The following is a 22,119-nucleotide window of genomic DNA, read 5'->3' as shown; positions in this document are numbered from 1 at the left end:
CTAATTACAATAATAGGCGGATCAGCCATGGCACAAGCAGCGGCATGTAGACAGCACACAGGCACATTCCCAGGCTGGAATAGACTCCCATGGTCAGATCCAGCTCAAAAGCCCGGGCCGTGCCGCCTGCATGAGCGTTTACGCCCATGGCAAAGCCAATGGCCCTTGGATCAGTCACGCCAAACTTGCGACACAGTGCTGGCCCCACCAGCGATCCATAAACGCCGGAAATAATGACTACCGCCGCTACCAGGGAAATAATAGCGCCATACTGTTCGCCCATCACCAGGGCAACCGCTGTGGTTACGGCTTTGGTAGAAATGGATAACACCACGTCTCTTGAGCCGCCGGTTGCCAGAGCCATCCCCATACCCATAAACGCCGCCAGCAATCCACCGATCAGTAATGTACACAGAAGAGGTCCCGCTAACTGACGAAGAGTGTGCAGCTGTCGTGACAGAGGAACCGCCAGTGCTACCGTAAATGGTGCCAGCAACATCTTCAGCAACTCGCTGTGCCTGGTATACACATCGGGCTCAAGTGGAGAACAGTGAATCACCAGAAAAACCAGCAGACTGGTGGTAAACAGCGGGTGAAACCACCCTTTGCGCCCCATACGATTAAACAACTTTTCCGCCAGCAGGTAAGCGCCCAGATTGATCAACAAAATGGCAACCGGGTTGTTCATTTGCCGCTGTAATAGTCCGTAAGAGAAACTGATCACCTCATCCATGATGATTCTCTCCGCAGGTGCTGGCAAAGCGTTTCAGCAGCCATTGCAGAAGAACAGCCGTTAACACCAGAGAAACAGGAGTCGCCACCAACATGGCCAGAGCGATAGGCAGCCATTGCTGCAAGAGCAGGTCACTCAGGAAGAAAATACCAACACAGCCCGGGATAAACAGCACGGCCAGGTAACGGATACAGAACTGGCTCACCGTATCCAGCGACTCACTGACACCGCCAGACAACTGAAGATAAATAACCAGAAGTATCAACCCCATCACAGAGCCCGGAACTGCAAGACTGAATGCGTCACTTAATACATCACCCAGCACGGTAAAAAACAGCAAAATGACAATGCCTGACAGCGTTCCTGATGACATCGCTCGATCTCTCCTGAAGCAGCTATATGCTGCGCACTAGTACATGGTTTCAATGTAATTGATGGGTTCCTTCTATCAATGACTTCCAGGCTCCGTTCGTCCTGAGCGCCCTTCGGCTCGGCTCAGGGTGCACGGAAGAAGGGTGTAAACACCATACCCTGAATAAAGACTGTGCCAATCACCCTTCGACTCCGCTCAGGGTGAACGGAGATTGTACACATCAAATCATCGAAATAATGTGCAAAAATCGTTCAATCATACCTGAAAAGTAAAACACTGTTTTAACAGGTAGAGAGACGCAATGACAATCCGGTAAACTGCAAACTACATACGTCAACCGACGTTATTTAATTCCGGCATAAGCGATTACTGAAGCCCATAACCCTGAAAAAGTCATATTTTCACCCCATGCCAGGAAACAAAATCATCTGATAACCGCTCAGCAACGGAACAACTTTACCCAGGCGGCGTCTATGTTTAACAACCCCTCGATACAGAATTTAAGGCTGCGTCTGGCGCAATCAGAAGCGCTGCCACAACTGACCCTGATGGCACTGATGACCGGGCTGCTGGCCGGAGGCTTTCTTATCGCCTTTGAGGATTTGCTGTTTTACTTTGGCGTTGTTTCTCAGCGTGCCCTGATATCTGAACAGGTATTTGCAACACTCGCATCGGTGGAAAGTGGTTATGAAGCTCTCCCTCCCCTGGTTCGCTTCCTGTCACCTATCGGGGGAGCCATTGCCCTGATCCTGTTAATCAAGCGCTGCCCCCCCGGGCAAAGAAGCTTTGGCATTGCCCATGTGATCGAGCGCTTGACCCTGAACAGGGGCTGGTTACCCATTACCGGCACCATCACCCAGTTTTTGACGGCACTGATCGCGCTGGTCAGTGGCTTCTCGGTGGGGCGTGAAGGGCCTGCGGTACATATGGGCGCAGGGGCAGGCAGCTTTCTGGGCCAGATGCTGAAACTGCCAGCCAACACTCTGGGAGTACTGGCGGGTTGTGGTACTGCCGCAGCCATTGCCGCACTTTTCAATACGCCCATGGCCGGGGTGATCTTTGCCATGGAGGTAGTTATGAAAGAGTATTCACTGGAAAGCTTTATTCCGGTCATGGTATCCGCTGTGGTGGCTTCCGTTCTGACCCAAACGGTTTACGGCCCTAACCCGGCTTTTCAGATCCCGATCATTCCTTCTGCCGTACCCGAAGACCTGATGCTGACGGCGATCACTGCGGTCATTATTGGCCTTCTTGCCGCAGCGTTTATTCAAATTAATATCTTTGCCATGCAAAAGCGCCAGAATAAGGTCGTATTCCCACTGTTAATCGCAGGGCTTCTAATGGGCATAGTCGCCGTTCTGGTCCCTGCAACCATGGGCATTGGCTATGACACCATTGAAGCCCTGCTGAACGGCGACGAGGTAAATCTGCAGTTTCTCTTTATCCTGCTGGCGGCCAAGCTGGTGATTACACCACTGGTCATCGGTCTGGGCGTTCCCGGCGGAATGATCGGACCATCGTTGATGATCGGAGCCGCAGTCGGTGCCTGCTGTGCTATACTGGCTGACCAGTTGCCGGGGGTTTCTACCAATATCACCTTTCATGTCATCACCGGGATGATCGCCATGATGGCGGCGATCTTTCAGGCTCCGTTGACGGCCCTGATTACCGTGCTGGAGCTGACCCACAGTTCCCAGATTATTCTGCCAGCCATGTTGGCTATCGTGATCGCCTGTCTGACCTCCAGCCAGATCTGTGGCCAACAGAGTATTTTTGCCATGCAGTTCCTGGCACGTGGACAGAGTATTCAGCTTTCCCCAATGGCTCAGTTGTTGAATCGAACAGGGGTTGCGGGTTTGATGGATAGACAGCTGGTGACATTATCGTCAGAGTCTGTACCAAATGAACTCAGGAGGATAAACAGCACAAACAGTCATTGGGTCGTCCTGGGCGATCGACAACCCGGGCAAATTATCAGAACTAAAGACTTGCTTGAATGTCAAAAGCAAGAGGAGGATGTAACCAGTCAGATAAGAGACAACGTTGTTATACAGACACTGCCCATTGATATGCAGTCTACCTTATATGAAGCTCGTAAAATCATGCTTGATAAAGGTCTCGATGTATTGCTGGTCATGGAAAAGAACGGGCGGAAAAAAGTAGAAATATGCAACGCTGTTGGTGTTATTACTCTGCAATCAATTGAGCGTTTTCTCAGTAACGCACAGTAGTTGTACATTAATGACGAATAATGATGCTTGAGACATTCAGCCAGCAAGAATATTTGATAGATTCACGTCTATCGGGGGCAAATGGGTCCCTGTAGCCACTTTATAAACGATTAGAAAGCGAGAAGATCAATAAAAGGGTGTAACCGATGGAAGTCAACCAGTTGGGAGCAACCTCAAACGTTGGCGCTCTGCCAGAAACGCCAAGTCAAGATGACAATACCACTGAGCCTTCTGCCAGGCCCGGCTTCATGGGGCGTGCAGTCAAGGGCATCCGCCACTCTTTCAGGCGAACCGGGAAAACGCTCGATATTTCAGCAGGGACATCAATGCTTGTCTCAGCCAGAAAAAAAAATCGAACCAACCTTTATTCAGCACTCTCTATTGATGTCCAGGGCATTTCGGCTGAAGCACTGATCAGGGCTAAAGTTAAAGCGTTAGCTACTGGCCAGATAACCGTTACTGATTTCATGTCATGGTATGAGCCTGAGCAAAGAGCCGCCGTTTCCCCAGCAGCTCTTTACACTAATTTCGACAAAATAAAAAAACAGCTGGCGAAATTAATGCAGTTACCTGAAGCAACCAGCCTCTCACAAGACAAGCTTGTGCTTTTAAACGGACAAGCAGAAGAAAAAAATGCTCAAGATTTTGAAGAACTGCTCAACATACCTAAGAAAATGCCAGACATCGACGAAAAACAAAAGGTCATTTTAGAAACAATCCATCAAATCTTTCATGAAATAAAAACCATCCATGACTGTTTACCAGAAGAAGAAGATTCGCCAATTCAACTTAATTCAGGCTGGTGGCCATCATTTGATGAGCAATGTGAAGAAGACAGCCCGGAAGTACCCAATTCCCCATGCTTTAGACTGTTGAGCAGCCCAGAGCTTACTCTTCAGTTACATGAGCATCCAAATACCTATAAAACAATCACCTCCGAATTGACACAGTTAATGAAAGAGTGCGAAACCAGAATTTTAACGGGGGGCAGAGTTCGCCCAAAAGGGTTTTCCAGGGAAGAGTGCAGACGCTTTTTTTTCGCCTGTTGCGTCTGGGAATCTGACGACATTCAATTGATCAACCCGTTACAAAAAGTTAAACCTCAGAAACAGGCGATAACACAGCTGGCAACGCTGATATGCGACCACTTTATGGAAGAAAGCCTGAACAACAGGACTTCTCACTCCTGGCTTACCACCCGTCAAGATAAATACAGAGAAGAAGCCAAACTGGCCAGAGGCCGCTGTGTCCTGGAAGAACAAAAAACCGAACGCGCATTACTGCAAAACATCATCGGCAGACCTCAGGGGCTCCGGGAAGATCTCAGGCTTCTCTGCGACAAAATCTCCGAGTTGATGATCAGCAGACCAGCGTTAATGAGCAGCAGGAAAGATATCAGAAAAAAACTGGTCAAACTCAAAACAGAATCAGAAATATTCCTGGCCGATAGAATTCGGAATAAAGACTTACTGGCAACAAATGACTTCGTCATCTCATGTTATCACGGTTTACGGGCAGCTCTCCGAGATATCCCAAACCCTCCATGGTGGTCGAAAAACTGGCCATACCTGTACGCTGATTATATGAAAGCAAGCAGTGAGGAAAAAACAGTAACGGCTATAGATCCACAGCCCCCAAAGCGTTGAATCAAGAAATTTAAAGCATGCAACTTGATTTACTTTTCTAACCTGTAAGAATGCTTACAAATTCAATAACAATCGGGTTTAACCATGCTTTGGGTAACAGCTTTCCACATTATCGCCATGACCTGCTGGTTTGCAGCTCTCTTTTACCTGCCGAGGCTGTTTGTCTATCACACCATGAGTGAAGACCAGATCAGCAGGGATCGCTTTGTCATCATGGAAAGAAAGCTGATGCGCGGCATCGCCACCCCCTCCATGATTGCCACCCTGACGCTTGGCCTGTGGCTGTTACACTATATCCCCAGCTACATCAGTGCCCCCTGGATGCATGCAAAACTGACCCTGGTAGTTCTGACCGTGGGCTATCACCATATGTGCGCCCGCTATATGAAGCAACTGGCCAACGGCACCAGTACCCACAGCCACACATTTTTCAGGGTTTTCAATGAAATTCCTGTGGTCTTCCTTGTGGGTATTGTCATTCTGGTGGTTGTTAAGCCCTTTTAGAAGGCTGACCATCTGGAGCATAAAATCCAAGGGAACCCACTGCTCCTTTACGATATTTATACTCCCTGGGGTTAACCACAAAAAAGCCTCAGTCTCCACCATGCCCGCCGATAACCTGTCTCAGGACATATTTCAGGACAGGTCGCCATGGATGACTCATTCTATAAACTGGTTTTCGAAGGAGAAATACTGCCGGGTTTTAAGGAAAGAAAGGTTCGGAAAAACCTGAAAGAGCTCCTGAATGCCGACAAGGCAGAACTGAAATGTCTGTTCTCAGGAAAGCCGGTTATTATTCGCAAGAATATGACCGCCAGTGAAATCCGTCCTTATGAAAGAGCCATGATGAAGGCAGGAGCCCATTGCCGGATTCTCTCTATGACCAGTAATGAAGAACTGCCCCAAACGCCACCGGAAACCATCCCGGAGCAGGAGCAGAAACAACCGGCCGAATCATCCGGGCAGTTTCAACTGCTCCCCAGAATGGGAAGAGTACGATTTATCGCCTCCCTCTGGGTAATTGCGCTGCTGGTCGTCTGCGCCTGCTGGGTTCCGGGGCTTTTAACCCCTCACCTGACACCTTTCTACCCACCTCTGGAGTCACTGCACCTGACACTGGGCCTGATGACTATTGCCTGCCTCCTTATGCTGACCATGGCTGCCAGAAGGCTTCATGATTTTGACCGCAGTGGCTGGAAGAGCCTGCTGCTAGTGATCCCGGGCATCAACCTTCTGTTTCTGTTATGGCTGACCTTTTCCTCAGGTACTGCCAGTACCAACCGGTTTGGGCCAACTCCCTATTCCGCCGGGAGAATTGCCCAGGTTTTTGGCCTGTGGATTCCATTACTGGCCCTGATTGCCGCAGGATCCTATGGCTGGCTTTACCAGAATGAGCTGCTGCAGCTGGCTGCCAATGTTCCGGAAATGATTGATCAGCTGGTTCTTCCGGCACTGGAACAAAACCTCTGATATGCTCTGACACATTGGAGAACAATTAACCACAGCCTTGTTACGATATACGCATCAATACGCAGTCCACCGACACAGGTCAATGGTTATAATATTTTCATACCGCTTTTCTACTTTATACAAGTCATGATCATCCGGGAGGTTGCCTTGGAATAGACCGTCCTGCTGCTGTGACAGCACATGGGTTCAGACATTCGTTTTTCCGGTAAATAGCACCACTATTCACCGCACAAAAACGATGTTTCCTCCACAATGTTCTGCCATCTCCGTTACGGACATTATTTCCAGACAGCCTCCTTGTGATTGGTTCCGGCCGCGGCGTTTGACGATATTCGTGACAATTCGCTTACATTAAAAGCATTAAACGGGCATTTTCGAAAACTGTGCGGTCATTTTCACTGGTAATAGATTCTATGAGCAAAGACAGCGTTCTGGTTATCAACTGTGGCAGTTCTTCCCTGAAGTTCGCAGTCATCAACCCGAAAACCAAAGAGGAAAGCATCAGTGGCATTGCTGAATGCCTCGTGGGCAACGAAGCCTCCATCACCTGGAAACTGAACGGTGAGAAGCAAACCCTGAATCTTGGCGCTGCTGGCCACGAAGGTGCTATCGAAGCACTGGTGGGCATTCTCCGTGAGAACAACCTGATGGAACACATCGAAGCCATCGGTCACCGCATTGTTCACGGTGGTGAGAAGTTCACCCAATCCACCCTGATCACTGATGAAGTAATCCAGGGCATCGAAGACTGCAGCCACCTGGCACCTCTGCACAACTCTGCTCACCTGCTGGGTATCCGTGCCTGCATAAAATACTTCCCGGAGCTGCCACAGTCCGTGGTATTTGACACAGCATTCCACCAGACCATGCCGGCAGAAAGCTACCTGTACGCGGTTCCTTACAACCTGTACGAAGAGCACGGCCTGCGTCGTTATGGCATGCACGGCACCAGCTACCGTTATGTCAGCAAAACCGCTGCCGACATGCTGGGTCTTGACCTGGACAACAGTGCTATCCTGGTTGCGCACCTGGGTAACGGTGCCAGTGCCTGTGCGATCAAAAACGGCGAATCCGTTGATACCACCATGGGCCTGACGCCGCTGGAAGGGCTGGTAATGGGTACTCGTTCCGGTGATATTGACCCGAACGTCTTCAGCTTCCTGAACAAGCAATGCGGCTACTCCCTGGACGAGATCATCGACCTCCTGAACAAAAAATCCGGCATGCTCGGTCTGTCTGGATTGGACAACGATTGCCGTGTTCTTGAAAATGCCGCAGCAGAAGGTCATGAGCGTGCCCAGCTCACCCTGGACATCTTTTGCCACGTTCTGGCCAAAAAACTCGCTGGTTTTGCCGCTGAACTGGGCCGCATTGATGCACTGGTCTTCACCGGCGGTATCGGTGAGAACTCCAGCACGATCCGTAAGAATGTCATGGAGCGTCTGTCCATCTTCGGCTTTGACGTTGATGAACAAGCCAACGAAGAGACCTTCCGTGGCAAGAGCGGTGTTATCACCAAACCCGGCTCAACCGTAGCCATGGTTGTCGCGACCAATGAAGAACTGATGATTGCCCGTGATACCGAAGCGCTGATTGCTGGCTAAACTGGTTATCTAAATGATGTAAGCAACAGGAGGTTTCACCTCCTGTTTTTATATCAGTATTTCATGAGAAGGATTCGTCCGGATATGCGTACATTTTTCCTGGCACCAACACGTTATGGTGTTGGCCTGACCTCCGTTACCCTGGGCCTGGTTCGAGCACTCGATAATCTCGGTCTCAGGGTCAAGTTCTTCAAGCCCATTGCCCAGTTGCATGTAGGCGACACTGGACCAGAGCGTTCCACCAAACTGGTCCAGCGTATCATGGACCATGAGCCGCCTACCCCCATTACCTCCCACCGTGCTGAAGACCTGCTGGGTGATAACAAGGGCGATGTCCTGATGGAAGAGATCGTAGCCCTGTTTGAACAGGCTTCTCAGGACTGTGACGTGATGGTGGTAGAAGGTCTGGTTCCGACCCGGGAAATGCCCTACGCCAATCGCCTGAACAGCAGCATTGCCAAAACCATTAATGCCGACATCATCCTGGTGTCTGAGCCCGGTAATGATTCTCTGGCAGACCTGGCCGACAAACTGGAAATCGCTGCCGACAGCTTTGGTGGCATCAAGAACCCGAATGTCGTCGGCTATGCCCTGAATAAACTGACGCCGGACGTGGTTGCCAGCCTGAATAAAGACGGCCATTTCCAGAGCCTGCCAGAATTTGCCCGCAAGCCATTCCAGCCGCTGGGCTATATTCCGTTTGACAATAACCTGGCCTCCCCAAGAACCATGGATATTGCCGAGCACCTGAAAGCAGACATCATCAATGCCGGTGAGATGGATACCCGTCGGGTGACTTCTTACACCCTGAGCGCCAGAACGCCCACCAATATGATTCATCACCTGAAGCCAGGTAATCTGGTGATTACTCCGGGCGACCGTGATGACATCATTCTGGCCACCTGCATGGCGGCCCTGAACGGTGTTCCCCTGGCGGGTCTTCTGCTGACCAGCGGTATCACTCCCTCCAAACCCGTGATGGAACTGTGCAGCAAGGCCATCGGTACAGGTCTTCCTGTCATGCTCACCGGGGAAGACTCTTACACCACGGCAACCCTGTTGGATCGTCGCCATAACGAATTGCCGGTTGACGACGCTGCTCGTGTTGAACTGGTTATGGATACCATCGCTGCCAACCTGAACACCGAGTGGCTGAAGCAACAATGCTCTGCCCTGGCAGAGCGCAGACTCTCCCCCCCGGCCTTCCGTTACCAACTGGTTCAGAGAGCCCTGGGTGCCAATAAGCGTATTGTTCTGCCAGAAGGCGATGAGCCACGCACCATTCAGGCTGCCGTTATCTGTCAGGAGCGTGGTATCGCCCAGTGTATCCTTCTCGGGCAGCGCAGCGTTATTGAACAGGTCGCTAAAGACAACGGCATCACACTGCCGGATGGCCTGATCATCATGGAACCTGAGAGCATCCGCACCCGTTATGTTGACCCGATGGTTGAGCTGCGCAAGAACAAAGGCCTTACCGCCCCGATGGCGGAAGCTCAGCTGGAAGATACTGTAGTACTCGGCACCATGATGCTGGCTCTGAACGAGGTAGATGGTCTGGTTTCTGGTGCAGTACACACCACCGCCAACACCATCCGTCCGGCGTTCCAGCTGGTCAAGACGAAAAAAGATGCTGGCGGACTGGTTTCCTCCGTCTTCTTCATGCTACTGCCTGACCAGGTTCTGGTATACGGCGACTGTGCCGTTAATCCAAACCCGGATGCAGAACAGCTGGCCAATATCGCCATTCAGAGCGCTGACTCCGCCACGGCGTTCGGTATTGAGCCACGTATTGCGATGATCAGTTACAGCACCGGAACCTCTGGTATCGGTGCTGATGTAGAGAAAGTGCGCGAGGCCACTGAAATCGTTAAAGCCAAACGTCCGGACCTGATTATCGATGGCCCTCTGCAGTACGATGCTGCCTCCGTTGAGTCGGTAGCCCAGAGCAAGGCTCCCGGCAGTAACGTCGCGGGTCGTGCGACCGTGTTTATCTTCCCGGATCTCAACACAGGTAACACTACCTACAAAGCGGTACAACGCAGTGCAGACGTTATCAGTGTCGGTCCAATGCTTCAGGGTCTTAACAAGCCAGTTAATGACCTTTCCCGTGGTGCCTTGGTTGACGATATCGTTTACACCATTGCCCTGACTGCGATTCAGGCTGAAAACGACTAAGTTCGTTTAATTCTTCCCATACAAAGCCGGACAGAAATGTCCGGTTTTTTTTATGGCTGTCAGTAAACGGTCATATTCCCCTTTTATGCTTACATCATAACTGGCCTGATTCATGCCGCTCTTTTTATAAAAAGTCAGATAGGGTAGTTTGAAAAGAGGTGCTTTTGTTACGTGTTTGTTCGTCAAAAAACGACAGTGCACCTTGTTTTACGTATTCATTGTCAATAAACCAACACGGAGGCCGATAACTCTATCCTATGCCCAAAGAGAAAAATGCAACGAACGGCACAAGAAGTGCCAGGAGAAAGAGTATGTCCAGTAAAAACTATACCTTAAGCGCAAAAACTCTTGTATCTACGTCCATCATCACCTGCCCGGACTGTCTGCACCATGCGGTTGAAACCATGCCTCAGGATGCCTGTGTTTACCTTTACGAATGCAGAAATTGCCAGAAACTGATTACCCCACAGGAAGGCGATTGCTGTGTTTTCTGTTCACACGGAAATCAACCCTGCCCTACATCACAACGGGATAGAAAAGCCTACGCTGAAATGACACCCCTCAGTGAAGAAGTGGCTGAAAGCGTCTCTGCCTCTGGTTTATGACCCCAATAGCCCGTACTATACCCAATTGACGATCCTGTCTTTTACCAGCCCGAGGTTTTGGAGTGTCTGCTTACTGTACGGGCAGCACCTCTTTACTTCCGGGAGCCTTAGGAGCCTGTACATTGCCAAAGGCGAGAGGGTAAAAAAACCGTAATCTGTCATCAATCAAAACGCCGTGCTGCCGCTATTAACAGAAGTAATTCTGAAAAAGTACCCGGTAGCAATGAAAGTCAGAAAAACCCTGATTTTTCCCCTTGAACATCAACACTCTGACAATTTAACCAGACACTCGCTGCTCTATCGTGCAGCCAACTGGCTGGAAACCACTATGCGGGCTTTACAAGAACAGCGTGAAGAGAAGCAACTTACTGAGCAGCCTGAGCAACAGAAACCGGCTTTCCCACCCTCAAGGCAGTACCCGTTCCGGCGCTGCCTGATAAGAACCCGGTTTTTTATGCCCACAAGAGGACGACTGCCAGTATGCACCCACCTGCCGCGCTCCGGACCTCACCATTGGTAACCAATCCCCATTTTGATTCGGCTGTCGACATTTCTGGTCTTATCCACCGGGTCACTGTCGTAATCAACAATATGCGTCAGATTCCAGGTAATGCGATCGGTCAGTCCAATGTTTAACCCCTGATTGACATTAACCAGTGTCGTAGACTGTTTTAGCCGGAAGAACGTTCGGCTGTTGGCAAAATATTCCCAGTTATTCATGAGTCGTGTTCGGTAGTTAAAGATCCAGGTCAGGGCATAATCCCGCTGCGATTCATTGGTAATATAGTCTTCCCAGAGCTGACTGATACCCCCACTGGTTTTCAACGCCCTTTCAGCGGTTTCCCAAAAACGATAGCCCAAGGCACCACCCACTGATGTACGGGTTCTCAGATCGTCTTCCGAATCATATTCCTGTTCTGCGGCTCCCTGCACAAACCAGTGCTCATCCAGGTAACGGCTGTATGAATAGCCAACCTGCCACTCAGAGCTTTTAATACCGTCATCATCTTCCACTTCAATATCCCAGTAAAAAGCATTTTTATTCCACTGATCATCAATATTGAGCTTGCCTTCAACACCAACCAACAACTCATCATCGTTGCCGGATTTGCTGTCCAGCGTGGCCACCAGCTTACCTCCCAGCGCCCAGGTATCGGCAATCACCGGCTTTTCAATATGGATAGCGGCAACCGGCCATACTGCTGAGAAAGAGCGCTTTCGACCACTCTCATCAATAACCGTAACGCCTGTCTGCTGGCCTTCAAACCGCCGCAATCTGGCCTTCTCTTCACCAATCAGGCTGACCCAGAATGTTTTATCCGAGTCCAGGGCCGTGACATAGCGCCAATCCAGTTCAATAGTACCTGCATACTTTGTTTGTAAACTCAGCTTGCCAGAATCCAGCTTGACAATGTCGCCAGACAACACATCGCCATTGTTCATCCAGACGGTATCAGCCCATGTCATACTGATAGAAAACAGACAGAATATTCCCAGCAGCCTTGATAAACAGCGAAGGCTCCTTTGGAGCAACATAAAAGGAATTCTCCTGAACAGGTTATCCACCTGTAAAACTCATAAATACGACAGGCTCCACAATTTCCTTTCCCATTCCAAACTTTTCAAATATCCTGACATCTATTATTTGTGGTCGAACTTATGATGAAGAGTATCATGGCGATCATCATAGAAAGTATCGTGGAGAACCAACATTGACCGCCCCCTTTACCCCTTCGGAAATATGGTATCTGATCAGCAGGATTCCGAAAGGCTGTGTGGTAACCTATGGCCAACTGGCAGATATGGCAGGAGCCCCCGGTTATGCGCGCGTTGTGGGCAATATCCTGAAACAGCTGCCCGCCGGGACCGACCTTCCCTGGCACCGGGTTATTAACGGCAAAGGTCAGATTTCATTCCCTGATGGGTCGAGTCGATACAGCCTGCAAAAACAACGTTTGGAGCAGGAGGGAGTGACAATTTCATCCGGAAAAATCAACCTGAAAGCGCATCAATGGCATGGAGAGTAAATACATGGATGGAGCGTCGGAAGATATTGCCCTGGCCGTCGAAATTATTCGCCAGCTGGAAAACCTGAATTATCCGGAAGAAAATATTCTCAAGGCGATGGTTCACATCTGTCAGGATACACTGAACAAACTACCCAACGACGGAACCCGGGAATTTTGGCGGCAGAGACTGATTGCCGAACTCCTGGACTCATCAAACGACACACCGGCTGAAACCCATTAACAGGATGTTGCAAAAGGCTGAATAGCCTTTTGCAACACACTCTCTGTCTCAGGAACAGCTACCCTCTTCAGAATACGTTTTAGTTACCGCCTCATGACGTTCCAGCAATCGCCCTACATACGACACTAACCATAAAACCGGCAGCCCCAGCAGCGCTGAGCCAATAAAGAAGACCGGATAATCCAGGGAATCCACAAAGGTGCCTGAATAACCGGCCAACAGCTTGGGCAGCAACGTCATCAGCGAACTGAAAATAGCGTACTGCATGGCCGTAAAGGCCCGGTTGGTCAGGCTGGATAAAAAGGCAATAAACGCGGCGGACGACATGCCACCACTGAGATTATCTGCCGCAATCACCAGGCTTAGATAGAGGCTGGATGGTTCAAGATTGGCCAGAAACGCAAACAGCACATTCGACAATGCCGCCAGCAATGCGCCTACCCAGAGAATTCTCAACACACCGAAGCGAATGGCTAACACTCCGCCCAAAAAGCCGCCGACAATGGTCATGATCAGGCCAAAGGTTTTGGTAATGGTAGCGATTTGCTCTTTGGTGTAGCCCATATCGTTGTAGAACACATTGGATATGGTGCCCATAACAATATCAGCAATACGGTAGGTGCCTACCAATAACAATATGTAGATAGCTACTTTACCATAGCGCTCAAAGAAGTCGGCAAAGGGAGCGACATAAGTTTCCTTCACCATTGCTCTGGGTGCCAGATGAACTTTCACCAGCAACCAGGCAGTAACCCCAGCAGCTGCCACACTGCCTGCAAATCGACCGGCACCGGCCAGAAAACCGGCGATGGGCGTAGACAGCCCGGTCTCCACCAAAAAGGTTTTCAGAGCACCAAAGGCATCAGCCAGCTGAGTAAAAGAGATGACAAATACGGTCGCCGCCAGGGCAAAGAGCAACAGAAAGCGAAGATAATCAACAGTGCTGTGTACCGACTCGGAAGTACGATCAACATCCGGCTCAGCAACCATCAGAGTGGTAACCACCCCAATCAGCATAAACACGGCCATACAGCGATAGGCCCAGGCCCAGGCCAGATAGTCGTAATTGCCTTCGTCCGTCATGGTAAACCAGCTGGCCAGTGCCAGGGTGCCAGCACCGGCCACCAGCATACCCACTCGATACCCGGCAATGTAAGCAGAGGACATCATGGCCTGCAGGTCATCATCCGCCGCTTCTATTCGATAGGCATCAATAACGATATCCTGTGTGGCCGAGGAAAAGCCAAGCATTACCGCACCACAGGCTATCCAGAACAGACCTTCAGCAGGGTTATGGGCCGCCATAAACAACAGCGCGGCAATAACCGAGGCCTGGGATAACAATAACCATGACCGACGACGCCCAAGCAAATCATGCAGAACCGGCAGTGGAATGCGGTCAACCAGCGGTGCCCAGACAAACTTGAAGGAATAACCTAACGCTGCCCAGCTGAAAAAAGTGACAGCACTGCGTTCTACCCCAGCCTCACGAAGCCAGAGGGAAAGGCTACTGAAAATCAACAGAATGGGCAGGCCTGCTGAAAAACCAAGAAAAAGAAGTGCAATCACCCGACGATTAAAAAAGCTTTTCCAAGCGTCACCCCAATTCTTCGAAGAATCTGCTGCCAGCCCCATGCAATATGCTCCATCGCAAATATGAAATTCTACAGCGCCATGCTTCTTGTAATAGACGTTCTATTTTAAAAAAGAAGATATCAGCTTAGCCGAGAAATAAAAAACCGTTTCCATCATCCAATGAAAACGGTTTTCTGTGTCACAAACAGTCAATCAATCTCTGAAATTATTGTACTGCAACGGCATGTCCAGATCGGCTTCCCGCAAAAAGGCAATCACAGTCTGCAAATCGTCCCTTTTCTTGCCGGTCACCCGAACCTGATCGCCCTGGATGGCGGCCTGAACCTTCAGCTTGGCATCCTTGATCATTTTCACGATCTTTTTGGCAATATCCTTTTCCAGCCCCTGCCGAACCACCACTTCCTGCTTGACCTGTTTGCCAGAACCGTAGTGGTCTTTTACTTCAAGGCATTTAACATCAATACCCCGTTTGACCATCTTGGTTTTCAACATTTCTACCATTTGAACCAGCTGAAAGTCGGCATCGGTGGTCATAACGATCTGTTTTTCGCCACTTTTCTCAAAGCTGGCAGCAACGCCCCGAAAGTCAAAGCGGGTAGTCAGTTCACGGTTTGCCTGGTCAACAGCGTTGGCCAGCTCATGCATATCCACTTCAGAGACAATGTCAAATGAAGGCATAGCGAATGATCTCCTTGAGAAATCGAAAGAAACAATTAACAACTATTGTATCCATGATTGTATTGGAAAGACCATGGAGAAAATCAATACACCAGTGACAAGGTTCAGGTGAATATGCAGGATCAGATCCTTTTGACGGAAACTACTGATCTTTGCCCTTAAGCCTGAAGCCAATTTTTACCGTCACCTGCCAATGGGCAATTTTGCCATCCTCGATATGGCCTCGTTGCTCCACCACTTCAAACCAGCCCATATGCTCCAGGGTCATGCCAGCGGCGGCGATGGCATTTTGAATAGCATCATCACTACTGACCGTTGAGCTGCCTACCAGTTCAGTCATTTTATAGGTATGACTCATTGTCTATCTCCCACTCTTGTTTAGAAAAGCTGTAAAACACCAGCTGTTTGAGTATAGGCAGCAAATGGTAGACTCGGCGTATCTTCATTCGCTGATGGACTTTAGAGATTAATGGACAATGATCCCTGGTATATTCTGGGCGCAGGCAGCATCGGTTGCCTTTGGGCTGCCAGCCTTTTCCATAAGGGGGAAAGCCCCCGACTGATCCTGAGAGAAAGCAGTTATCAGCAATTTAACAAGAAACGCATTTCACTTAAGTTATCAACGCCAGACCAGACCTCTCGATTTGCTGTCGATATCGTCTCGCCAGAAACCATCGACAGCACCATCAACCGTCTGATTGTCTGCACCAAGGCGCAGGACTCACTGTCTGCACTGAACAGCGTAAAGCCACATCTGGCGGATAACTGCCAAATACTGTTGCTGCAAAATGGCATGGGGAGCCAGCAGACCATCAGGGACGCTTTACCAACACAATCGATTTGGGCAGGCTCCAGTACCGATGGAGCTTATCTGTCAGCCCCTTTTGAGGTACATCACGCTGGCCAGGGTCAGACCTGGATTGGCCTTCTCCGCAATCAGCAACGATCCGAACAGGGCTTTCATGAGCTTTGCGACAATTTCAGATTAAAGGTCAACCACTGCGATTTCATTGAGCAGAAGTTATGGGAAAAGCTGGCCATTAACAGTTGTATCAACGGCCTCACGGCATTGTTCGACTGCCGTAATGGCGAGCTGCTGGATAATGGTGAAAAGCAGGTCTGGCTGAATCAATTAATTATTGAGACCAGCGAGGTTCTGGAGGCGCTGGGGATTCCAGCCACCGCACTTAAAGACAGCGTGTACAGTGTCTGCCAGATCACTGCCAGCAATCTATCATCAACCTGCCAGGACGCACGTAAGGGAAGAGCCACGGAACTTGCCTATATCAACGATTTTCTGATCCAACAGGCCAATTCCCTGGGAGTCACCGTCAACGGCCATCACCAACTGATGGATCGGCTCAGCGCTGTCGGCGTCAAAACAGGCCAGCCTGCAACGGCTTCTCCTTTATGTATATAATCCTCGCCAAAGAACACCAGTAACCTCCGGAATGACCATGAAAGTATCCTATACACTGCCTGAAAACCTGAGCCCGGTTGTGCGAGACCAGCTTCACGGTGCCGTAGAAACCAATGTTCGTCAGGCATTGGCTGAAGATATAGGTTCCGGAGACATTACGGCATCCCTGATTCCAAAAATCCAACAATCTGTCGCCAGAATTATCTGTCGAAACCATGCCATCATCTGTGGACGCCCCTGGTTTGACGAGGTCTTCCGCCAGATTGATCCCAATGTCCAGCTGGAATGGCATATAGATGAAGGTGAACGGGTTGAGCCGAACCAGGTGCTGGTAGTCCTGAAAGGTTCTGCCCAAAGCCTTCTGACCGGCGAAAGGGCCGCGATGAATTTTCTGCAGACCCTCTCTGGCACCGCAACCCGCTGCCAGCGCTATGCTAGTCTGGTCAGTAATACCAGCGTCAAATTGCTGGATACCCGCAAGACCCTGCCGGGCCTGCGGGTTGCCCAGAAATACGCCGTCGCTGCCGGAGGCTGCCACAACCACCGAATCGGACTCTTTGATGCCTTTTTAATTAAGGAAAATCATATTGCCGCCTGTGGCGGCATTGCTCAAGCGGTCGGCAAAGCTCACGAAATCGCCCCCGGCAAACCGGTAGAGATCGAAGTGGAAAGCATGGAAGAATTCAATATTGCCCGAGAGGCTGGAGCCGATATCATCATGCTCGATAACTTCCCGCTGGCCCAGCTGGCCGAAACCGTCCGGTTGAACCGGGAACTCTCCGGAAAAGCGCCGAAACTGGAAGCCTCCGGTGGTATTAATGATCAAACGCTGGTGCCCATTGCCGAAACCGGAGTCGACTTTATCTCTATTGGCACACTAACCAAAGACTGCCAGTCTGTGGATCTGTCCATGCGGATCATCGAGCAGCTTTAAAACACACGGAGGCAGCCTTGAGCAACAACACTATGAACAAAAAAATTCTTGTAACCGGGGGCGCTGGCTATATTGGCAGCCACACTTGCGTCGAACTGCTCAACGATGGTTATGACATCATTGTGCTGGATAACCTCAGTAACAGCAGTGAGGAGTCTTTGAAGCGGGTTCAGGAAATCACTGGTAAGACACTGAAGTTTGTCAAAGGGGATATTCGCGACCATGAGCTGTTGCACTCACTGTTCAGCAACCATGAGATATCCTCTGTTATTCATTTTGCCGGTCTGAAAGCCGTTGGCGAATCCGTCTCCATGCCCTTGGCTTACTACGATAACAATGTACACGGAACACTGGTGTTGCTGGAAGCCATGAAACAGGCCAAGGTGAAAACCCTGGTGTTCAGCTCTTCTGCCACGGTGTATGGCGACCCCGCCAGCCTCCCCATCAGCGAGGACTTCCCGACCTCGGCCACCAACCCTTATGGTCGTTCGAAGTTGATGATAGAAGAAATCCTTCAGGACCTTCAGGTATCGGACAATAGCTGGCGAATTGCCTTGCTGCGCTACTTTAACCCGGTTGGTGCTCACCCTTCCGGTAGAATCGGTGAAGACCCGAATGATATTCCCAACAACCTGATGCCTTATATCTCTCAGGTTGCCATTGGCAAGCTGGACAAGCTCAGTGTCTTCGGTAACGACTACCCAACCCACGACGGAACCGGAGTCAGGGACTATATCCATGTGGTTGACCTCGCTATTGGCCATGTGCGAGCTATCGAGAAGCTGCAGAAAACTGAGGGAATCCATGCCTGGAACCTGGGGGTTGGTACAGGCTACAGCGTGCTGGAAATGGTCGCCGCTTTTGAACAGGCATCACAACAGCCAGTCCCTTACCAGATCGCCCCAAGACGCTCCGGTGATATTGCCGCCTGTTATGCCAACCCGGACAAAGCCCTGAGCGAACTGGGCTGGAAAGCGGAAAAAGGGTTGGAAGATATGGTGTCTGATAGCTGGCGCTGGCAGTCGGCGAATCCAAACGGTTATCACAGTTAACCAGCGTTGGGGCTGCTGAAAAGCTAAAAGAGGGGTACCACCCGCCTTTTCATGCTTTAATCGAAGCATGAAAAAAATAATACCGCTCCTGTTAATCTTTCTTCTACAAGCCCGGGCAGATAACTGCCCACATTGGGATCAGGGAGAAGCCACTGAGCAGATCAGCAGGCTATTGGATGAAGTGGCTTACCATGATGAACTGTATTTCAACCAGAACGCCCCGATTATCAGCGATGGTGAATACGACGACTTGCTTGCCAGACTGAAATACTGGCAAGCGTGCTTCCCTTCCATTGCAACAGAGAAATCCCTTAACCAAACGCCTCACAATAAATACACAATTCACCATCAGGCTCCAATGGGCAGCTTGAAGAAAGCGCAGTCTGCAGAAGAAGTAAAACGCTTTTTACAGCGAATCGCTGACAGTGGTGTTTTGGTACAGCCGAAGATTGATGGCGTTGCGGTGGAGCTGGTCTATAAAAACAGACGGTTAATCCAGGCTTCCACCCGGGGAAATGGCGAAGTTGGAGTCGATATCCTCCATCATATCCGGCAGATGCCATTGATCCCAAAAACACTGGGTAATGATGAAAAAAACCAACTCATTCTTCATGGAGAGCTATTCACTCGGCTTGATATAATTGCTCCATCAATTCTTAAGCAGTATGCCAGTGCCCGACACCTGGTTGCCGGTCAGCTCAATCGGTCTGATCCAGAAACGGAAGCCGTAAAAGCCTTTGATTTTTTCCCATGGCAGTGGGTAAACAGCCCGTTTAATAGCGGTTTACAGTCAATAACCGCTTTAGCGAACATGGGCTTTCCTCTGACCCTGGAGCATACCCACAAACCAACATCCTACCCTGAAATCAAACAGCGCCTTGAGCACTACGCAACCATCAACAAACCCGTTTTTTTAATGGATGGAATTGTGATTAAGGCCGACAGCAAAACTTTCAAAAAGCAGCTGGGCTGGACAGGTGATACTCCAGCCTGGGCCATGGCATGGAAGTTTCCACCAGCAACCACCACATCAAATGTGGAGGCGATTGAATTTACCATTGGGCGAACCGGCAATATCACACCCGTGGTTCATATTAAGCCCGTACTGTTCAAAAACAGAACCCTCTCAACCCTTTCACTGGGCACTGTTCAGAATCTGGAAAAGAAAGCGATTGCCGTGGGGGATCAAATCAGTATCAAGCTCAAAGGGAGTGCCATACCGGTCTTTGGTAAGGTGTTGTTTCGTCCGGCAAACAGGGTAAGCCCGGAACTCCCGGATACAAGCCGTTATACGCCCTTTACCTGCCTCTCTATGGCACCGGGTTGTGAACAACAGTTTATCGCTCGCCTGGTATGGCTAACCGGTAAGCAGGGGCTTGATCTTGCAGCGATCAGCAAGCCAGCCATTCATCAATGGGGTCAAACGGGAACCATCCAGACACTGGTGGACATTCTGCAGCTGACACCCCATTCACTGCAATCGGCAGGGATGCATCCGCAGGATATCCAGCAATATCTCGAATCCATTCGACGACCAAAAAGCCTGGAGCAAGAGATCCGTGCGCTGAGCATTCCAGGCATCGGGAAAACCAATGCCCGCGAGTTGGCTGGGTGTATCACGGGTTTACGAGGATTGTTATCCCGGCAGATTTCAGACAAGTGCCCAACGATTGGCAGTAAACGGATGGAAGATTTACAGGACTATGTGAACAGGAAGCAAGTTAGAGAGTTGATTGAGTTTCTGGTTGAGCCTGGTAGTGGGAAAACCGGGTAAATACACAGTCTACCCCCAAGAGTCTCGTTCCTATGCTCTGCGTGGGAATGCATACCAGAGCTGGCCAAATGTTCAGCCATTGTTTTTATAGAGTTTGTGGTGAATTGCTTTCAAGCCTTGGGGCTTGTTTGAGAGCGGGAGCTACTGGTATTTGCGGTTGGCATTCCCACGCAGAGCGTGGGAAAGAAGCAACGAGGCAAGGGTTAACCTCCAAAAGTACCGTCAGATTTACCGCTCCATTGCTTGGACTTCGTGACAGCATCTGTACCACAAAGATTATTTGCCGTTGTATCTCCACCATTTTGGCAAGACATCTTCCAGTTACCACCGGTAGCATCCGATTGGAAAATCAGAGTTTGAGCACCAAATGAACTCCCTGGCGTCACTATCAGCTCTGCATAAGTATTGTCTATGTATGTACCAATGGACACTCTGGTGCCATCCACCGTGGGTACACCGCTACCAGCAGCTCCAGGTTGACAGGATTGAATGGTAGCTGTCTGTGCGCAAATCGCTACAGCTGTCTGAAATGCTTTCACTTCGCTCAGTGCTGCCTGAGCCGTTGAGTTCCTGGTATACGCTTGATACTGTGGAATCGCTACCGATGCCAAAATACCAATGATCGCCACAACGATCATCAATTCAATCAGGGTAAAACCCGACATCTTACGGATTTCCGACATCCTTGTTTTCATATTTTTTTCCTCGACCAATGAGTTTTTTGACAGCGCGCTGAAGTCCATTGCTCAATCTGTCGGCACCGTCCTGCAGCCCTTTAAACAGGATAGTTAAGTGCAGTAATGGTGCAGGGCTACCCACTCACAAACCCGGTGGCAGCAAAACCCTGTAAGTCGTTTTGCCAACAGGGCAAACTCACCATAAATACGACATATCCCGTTGATTAGAATAATAAAACCACTAAACCCGACTTCTTATAGAGTGAAACCATCCATACCGCTTATCGTGCAGTACCCCCAGCCACACTTCTTTTGACAGATCAGCTACTTTTTTTTGCCATTCGTCCGATAGCCAAAGTAATGACGGTACTTATTCAAGAACGGTTCAAAAAGGCAGGCATGGCTATGCAAAATAAAACCCTGGTAAATAACCAATTAGGCTCATGGCTGGCACGGATTGGTATTGCATTCATCATTGCTCTGTCAGCCTTTATCACTGGCTTTATCAGTCTGCAGTTCTTTTATCAGAAGAAAGTTGACAGCTATTTCTCGAATCTGGATATCAACAGTCTCTCGACCGATAAGTCAGCTTTGATTATCCGAACCAAAGATCACTGGATTACCACCACCGGCCAGCACCGGGAAACCTACAAGCCGCTATTAGCGAAAGAGCTGGGCAATTATAAAAGTCATCAATATGTTGGCTGGTTTTCCAGTTTTAGCGACTGGCTGGGCAGCAATGACGGGCTACCATTTACGCTGCTTTATGAAGTTGAGTATGAGCATGGCGTAAGCGAAGAAACTTTTCTCTTCAAGGGGCTGTTGTCAACAAAGCTTGTTGCAAGACAGGTAAGGATTAATTAACTATTCATATGTGTTTTGACAAGTTCCAGAACAAAAA

Annotated in this window: 22 protein-coding genes; 15 read left to right on the top strand and 7 right to left on the bottom strand. The window is 49.8% G+C overall.

The features are described 5' to 3' along the window. Positions 1-4: 4 nt before the first annotated feature. Positions 5-733, bottom strand: a complete 729-nt coding sequence (locus tag ACO6UX_RS20065; RefSeq protein WP_422450115.1) for an LrgB family protein — start codon at positions 731-733, stop codon at positions 5-7. Further along, the gene (locus ACO6UX_RS20060; RefSeq protein ID WP_422450114.1) at positions 726-1,106 is read right to left on the bottom strand and encodes a CidA/LrgA family protein; all 381 of its coding nucleotides are present in this window, start codon (positions 1,104-1,106) and stop codon (positions 726-728) included. The genes ACO6UX_RS20065 and ACO6UX_RS20060 overlap by 8 nt, the downstream gene beginning before the upstream one ends. A gap of 473 nt (positions 1,107-1,579) precedes the next feature. Between ACO6UX_RS20060 and ACO6UX_RS20055 the strand changes: the two genes are divergently transcribed. From ACO6UX_RS20055 to ACO6UX_RS20020, 8 genes are all read left to right on the top strand, one after another. Beyond that, positions 1,580-3,337: a chloride channel protein gene (locus ACO6UX_RS20055; protein WP_422450113.1), complete on the top strand. Its 1,758-nt coding sequence runs from the start codon at positions 1,580-1,582 to the stop codon at positions 3,335-3,337. A 326-nt stretch (positions 3,338-3,663) separates the two neighbouring features. Continuing rightward, a complete protein-coding gene (locus ACO6UX_RS20050) occupies positions 3,664-4,983 on the top strand; it encodes a hypothetical protein (RefSeq protein WP_422450112.1) in 1,320 nt (439 codons plus the stop codon). 84 nt (positions 4,984-5,067) lie between these two features. After that, the gene (gene hemJ / locus ACO6UX_RS20045; RefSeq protein ID WP_422450111.1) at positions 5,068-5,487 is read left to right on the top strand and encodes a protoporphyrinogen oxidase HemJ; all 420 of its coding nucleotides are present in this window, start codon (positions 5,068-5,070) and stop codon (positions 5,485-5,487) included. A 147-nt stretch (positions 5,488-5,634) separates the two neighbouring features. Next, on the top strand, positions 5,635-6,453 hold the full coding sequence (locus ACO6UX_RS20040; RefSeq protein WP_422450110.1) for a DUF805 domain-containing protein: 819 nt from the start codon (positions 5,635-5,637) through the stop codon (positions 6,451-6,453). A gap of 413 nt (positions 6,454-6,866) precedes the next feature. After that, positions 6,867-8,057: an acetate kinase gene (locus ACO6UX_RS20035; protein ID WP_422450109.1), complete on the top strand. Its 1,191-nt coding sequence runs from the start codon at positions 6,867-6,869 to the stop codon at positions 8,055-8,057. Between the two features lie 84 nt (positions 8,058-8,141). Continuing rightward, entirely contained in the window at positions 8,142-10,232 is a 2,091-nt protein-coding gene (gene pta / locus ACO6UX_RS20030; protein WP_422450108.1) for a phosphate acetyltransferase, read from the top strand. 311 nt (positions 10,233-10,543) lie between these two features. Then, positions 10,544-10,837 (top strand): GDCCVxC domain-containing (seleno)protein, encoded by a 294-nt coding sequence (locus ACO6UX_RS20025; protein ID WP_422450107.1) that lies wholly within the window; start codon positions 10,544-10,546, stop codon positions 10,835-10,837. A gap of 223 nt (positions 10,838-11,060) precedes the next feature. Continuing rightward, positions 11,061-11,357: a hypothetical protein gene (locus ACO6UX_RS20020; protein WP_422450106.1), complete on the top strand. Its 297-nt coding sequence runs from the start codon at positions 11,061-11,063 to the stop codon at positions 11,355-11,357. Here the strand turns inward: ACO6UX_RS20020 and ACO6UX_RS20015 are convergent. Continuing rightward, the gene (locus tag ACO6UX_RS20015) at positions 11,345-12,373 is read right to left on the bottom strand and encodes a DUF481 domain-containing protein (protein ID WP_422450105.1); all 1,029 of its coding nucleotides are present in this window, start codon (positions 12,371-12,373) and stop codon (positions 11,345-11,347) included. The two genes, ACO6UX_RS20020 and ACO6UX_RS20015, sit on opposite strands and share 13 nt — an antisense overlap. A 176-nt stretch (positions 12,374-12,549) precedes the next feature. On the opposite strand from ACO6UX_RS20015, the gene ACO6UX_RS20010 reads away from it, so the two are divergent. Further along, the gene (locus ACO6UX_RS20010; protein WP_101748421.1) at positions 12,550-12,864 is read left to right on the top strand and encodes an MGMT family protein; all 315 of its coding nucleotides are present in this window, start codon (positions 12,550-12,552) and stop codon (positions 12,862-12,864) included. Positions 12,865-12,868: 4 nt separating this feature from the next. Beyond that, a complete protein-coding gene (locus ACO6UX_RS20005; protein ID WP_422450104.1) occupies positions 12,869-13,087 on the top strand; it encodes a hypothetical protein in 219 nt (72 codons plus the stop codon). A gap of 48 nt (positions 13,088-13,135) precedes the next feature. On the opposite strand, the gene ACO6UX_RS20000 is transcribed toward ACO6UX_RS20005, so the two are convergent. The 3 genes from ACO6UX_RS20000 to ACO6UX_RS19990 form a co-directional block, all read right to left on the bottom strand. After that, the gene (locus ACO6UX_RS20000; RefSeq protein WP_422450103.1) at positions 13,136-14,722 is read right to left on the bottom strand and encodes an AmpG family muropeptide MFS transporter; all 1,587 of its coding nucleotides are present in this window, start codon (positions 14,720-14,722) and stop codon (positions 13,136-13,138) included. A gap of 153 nt (positions 14,723-14,875) precedes the next feature. Further along, positions 14,876-15,361: a YajQ family cyclic di-GMP-binding protein gene (locus tag ACO6UX_RS19995; protein ID WP_101748418.1), complete on the bottom strand. Its 486-nt coding sequence runs from the start codon at positions 15,359-15,361 to the stop codon at positions 14,876-14,878. Positions 15,362-15,503: 142 nt separating this feature from the next. Continuing rightward, positions 15,504-15,719, bottom strand: coding sequence for a dodecin (locus ACO6UX_RS19990; protein WP_101748417.1), 216 nt, complete (start codon positions 15,717-15,719; stop codon positions 15,504-15,506). 111 nt (positions 15,720-15,830) lie between these two features. On the opposite strand from ACO6UX_RS19990, the gene ACO6UX_RS19985 reads away from it, so the two are divergent. The 4 genes from ACO6UX_RS19985 to ACO6UX_RS19970 all read left to right on the top strand — a co-directional run bounded on the left by ACO6UX_RS19985 (position 15,831) and on the right by ACO6UX_RS19970 (position 20,541). Beyond that, positions 15,831-16,781, top strand: a complete 951-nt coding sequence (locus ACO6UX_RS19985) for a ketopantoate reductase family protein (RefSeq protein WP_422450102.1) — start codon at positions 15,831-15,833, stop codon at positions 16,779-16,781. 37 nt (positions 16,782-16,818) lie between these two features. Continuing rightward, positions 16,819-17,715 (top strand): carboxylating nicotinate-nucleotide diphosphorylase, encoded by an 897-nt coding sequence (gene nadC, locus ACO6UX_RS19980; protein ID WP_422450101.1) that lies wholly within the window; start codon positions 16,819-16,821, stop codon positions 17,713-17,715. 32 nt (positions 17,716-17,747) lie between these two features. Further along, the gene (galE, locus tag ACO6UX_RS19975; RefSeq protein WP_422450100.1) at positions 17,748-18,767 is read left to right on the top strand and encodes a UDP-glucose 4-epimerase GalE; all 1,020 of its coding nucleotides are present in this window, start codon (positions 17,748-17,750) and stop codon (positions 18,765-18,767) included. A 67-nt stretch (positions 18,768-18,834) separates the two neighbouring features. After that, entirely contained in the window at positions 18,835-20,541 is a 1,707-nt protein-coding gene (locus ACO6UX_RS19970; protein ID WP_422450099.1) for a DNA ligase LigA-related protein, read from the top strand. Between the two features lie 203 nt (positions 20,542-20,744). Here ACO6UX_RS19970 and ACO6UX_RS19965 read toward each other — a convergent pair whose 3' ends face one another. Then, on the bottom strand, positions 20,745-21,284 hold the full coding sequence (locus ACO6UX_RS19965; RefSeq protein ID WP_422450098.1) for a pilin: 540 nt from the start codon (positions 21,282-21,284) through the stop codon (positions 20,745-20,747). 339 nt (positions 21,285-21,623) lie between these two features. Here ACO6UX_RS19965 and ACO6UX_RS19960 point away from each other — a divergent pair, with 339 nt between their 5' ends. After that, entirely contained in the window at positions 21,624-22,082 is a 459-nt protein-coding gene (locus tag ACO6UX_RS19960; RefSeq protein WP_422450097.1) for a hypothetical protein, read from the top strand. Positions 22,083-22,119 lie beyond the last annotated feature (37 nt).

It is taken from the genome of Endozoicomonas sp. ALB091, from assembly GCF_049310265.1.
Lineage (GTDB): Bacteria > Pseudomonadota > Gammaproteobacteria > Pseudomonadales > Endozoicomonadaceae > Endozoicomonas.
This window is presented reverse-complemented; position numbering and strand designations above follow the sequence as displayed.

What these genes read in the sequence shown, in the direction of transcription:
- ACO6UX_RS20065 (WP_422450115.1), bottom strand. Translation starts at nt 733, where the DNA reads ATGGATGAGGTGATCAGTTTCTCTTACGGACTATTACAGCGGCAAATG.
- ACO6UX_RS20060 (WP_422450114.1), bottom strand. Translation starts at nt 1,106, where the DNA reads ATGTCATCAGGAACGCTGTCAGGCATTGTCATTTTGCTGTTTTTTACC.
- ACO6UX_RS20055 (WP_422450113.1), top strand. Translation starts at nt 1,580, where the DNA reads ATGTTTAACAACCCCTCGATACAGAATTTAAGGCTGCGTCTGGCGCAA.
- ACO6UX_RS20050 (WP_422450112.1), top strand. Translation starts at nt 3,664, where the DNA reads ATGCTTGTCTCAGCCAGAAAAAAAAATCGAACCAACCTTTATTCAGCA.
- hemJ (WP_422450111.1), top strand. Translation starts at nt 5,068, where the DNA reads ATGCTTTGGGTAACAGCTTTCCACATTATCGCCATGACCTGCTGGTTT.
- ACO6UX_RS20040 (WP_422450110.1), top strand. Translation starts at nt 5,635, where the DNA reads ATGGATGACTCATTCTATAAACTGGTTTTCGAAGGAGAAATACTGCCG.
- ACO6UX_RS20035 (WP_422450109.1), top strand. Translation starts at nt 6,867, where the DNA reads ATGAGCAAAGACAGCGTTCTGGTTATCAACTGTGGCAGTTCTTCCCTG.
- pta (WP_422450108.1), top strand. Translation starts at nt 8,142, where the DNA reads ATGCGTACATTTTTCCTGGCACCAACACGTTATGGTGTTGGCCTGACC.
- ACO6UX_RS20025 (WP_422450107.1), top strand. Translation starts at nt 10,544, where the DNA reads ATGTCCAGTAAAAACTATACCTTAAGCGCAAAAACTCTTGTATCTACG.
- ACO6UX_RS20020 (WP_422450106.1), top strand. Translation starts at nt 11,061, where the DNA reads ATGAAAGTCAGAAAAACCCTGATTTTTCCCCTTGAACATCAACACTCT.
- ACO6UX_RS20015 (WP_422450105.1), bottom strand. Translation starts at nt 12,373, where the DNA reads ATGTTGCTCCAAAGGAGCCTTCGCTGTTTATCAAGGCTGCTGGGAATA.
- ACO6UX_RS20005 (WP_422450104.1), top strand. Translation starts at nt 12,869, where the DNA reads ATGGATGGAGCGTCGGAAGATATTGCCCTGGCCGTCGAAATTATTCGC.
- ACO6UX_RS20000 (WP_422450103.1), bottom strand. Translation starts at nt 14,722, where the DNA reads ATGGGGCTGGCAGCAGATTCTTCGAAGAATTGGGGTGACGCTTGGAAA.
- ACO6UX_RS19995 (WP_101748418.1), bottom strand. Translation starts at nt 15,361, where the DNA reads ATGCCTTCATTTGACATTGTCTCTGAAGTGGATATGCATGAGCTGGCC.
- ACO6UX_RS19990 (WP_101748417.1), bottom strand. Translation starts at nt 15,719, where the DNA reads ATGAGTCATACCTATAAAATGACTGAACTGGTAGGCAGCTCAACGGTC.
- ACO6UX_RS19985 (WP_422450102.1), top strand. Translation starts at nt 15,831, where the DNA reads ATGGACAATGATCCCTGGTATATTCTGGGCGCAGGCAGCATCGGTTGC.
- nadC (WP_422450101.1), top strand. Translation starts at nt 16,819, where the DNA reads ATGAAAGTATCCTATACACTGCCTGAAAACCTGAGCCCGGTTGTGCGA.
- galE (WP_422450100.1), top strand. Translation starts at nt 17,748, where the DNA reads ATGAACAAAAAAATTCTTGTAACCGGGGGCGCTGGCTATATTGGCAGC.
- ACO6UX_RS19970 (WP_422450099.1), top strand. Translation starts at nt 18,835, where the DNA reads ATGAAAAAAATAATACCGCTCCTGTTAATCTTTCTTCTACAAGCCCGG.
- ACO6UX_RS19965 (WP_422450098.1), bottom strand. Translation starts at nt 21,284, where the DNA reads ATGGACTTCAGCGCGCTGTCAAAAAACTCATTGGTCGAGGAAAAAAAT.
- ACO6UX_RS19960 (WP_422450097.1), top strand. Translation starts at nt 21,624, where the DNA reads ATGCAAAATAAAACCCTGGTAAATAACCAATTAGGCTCATGGCTGGCA.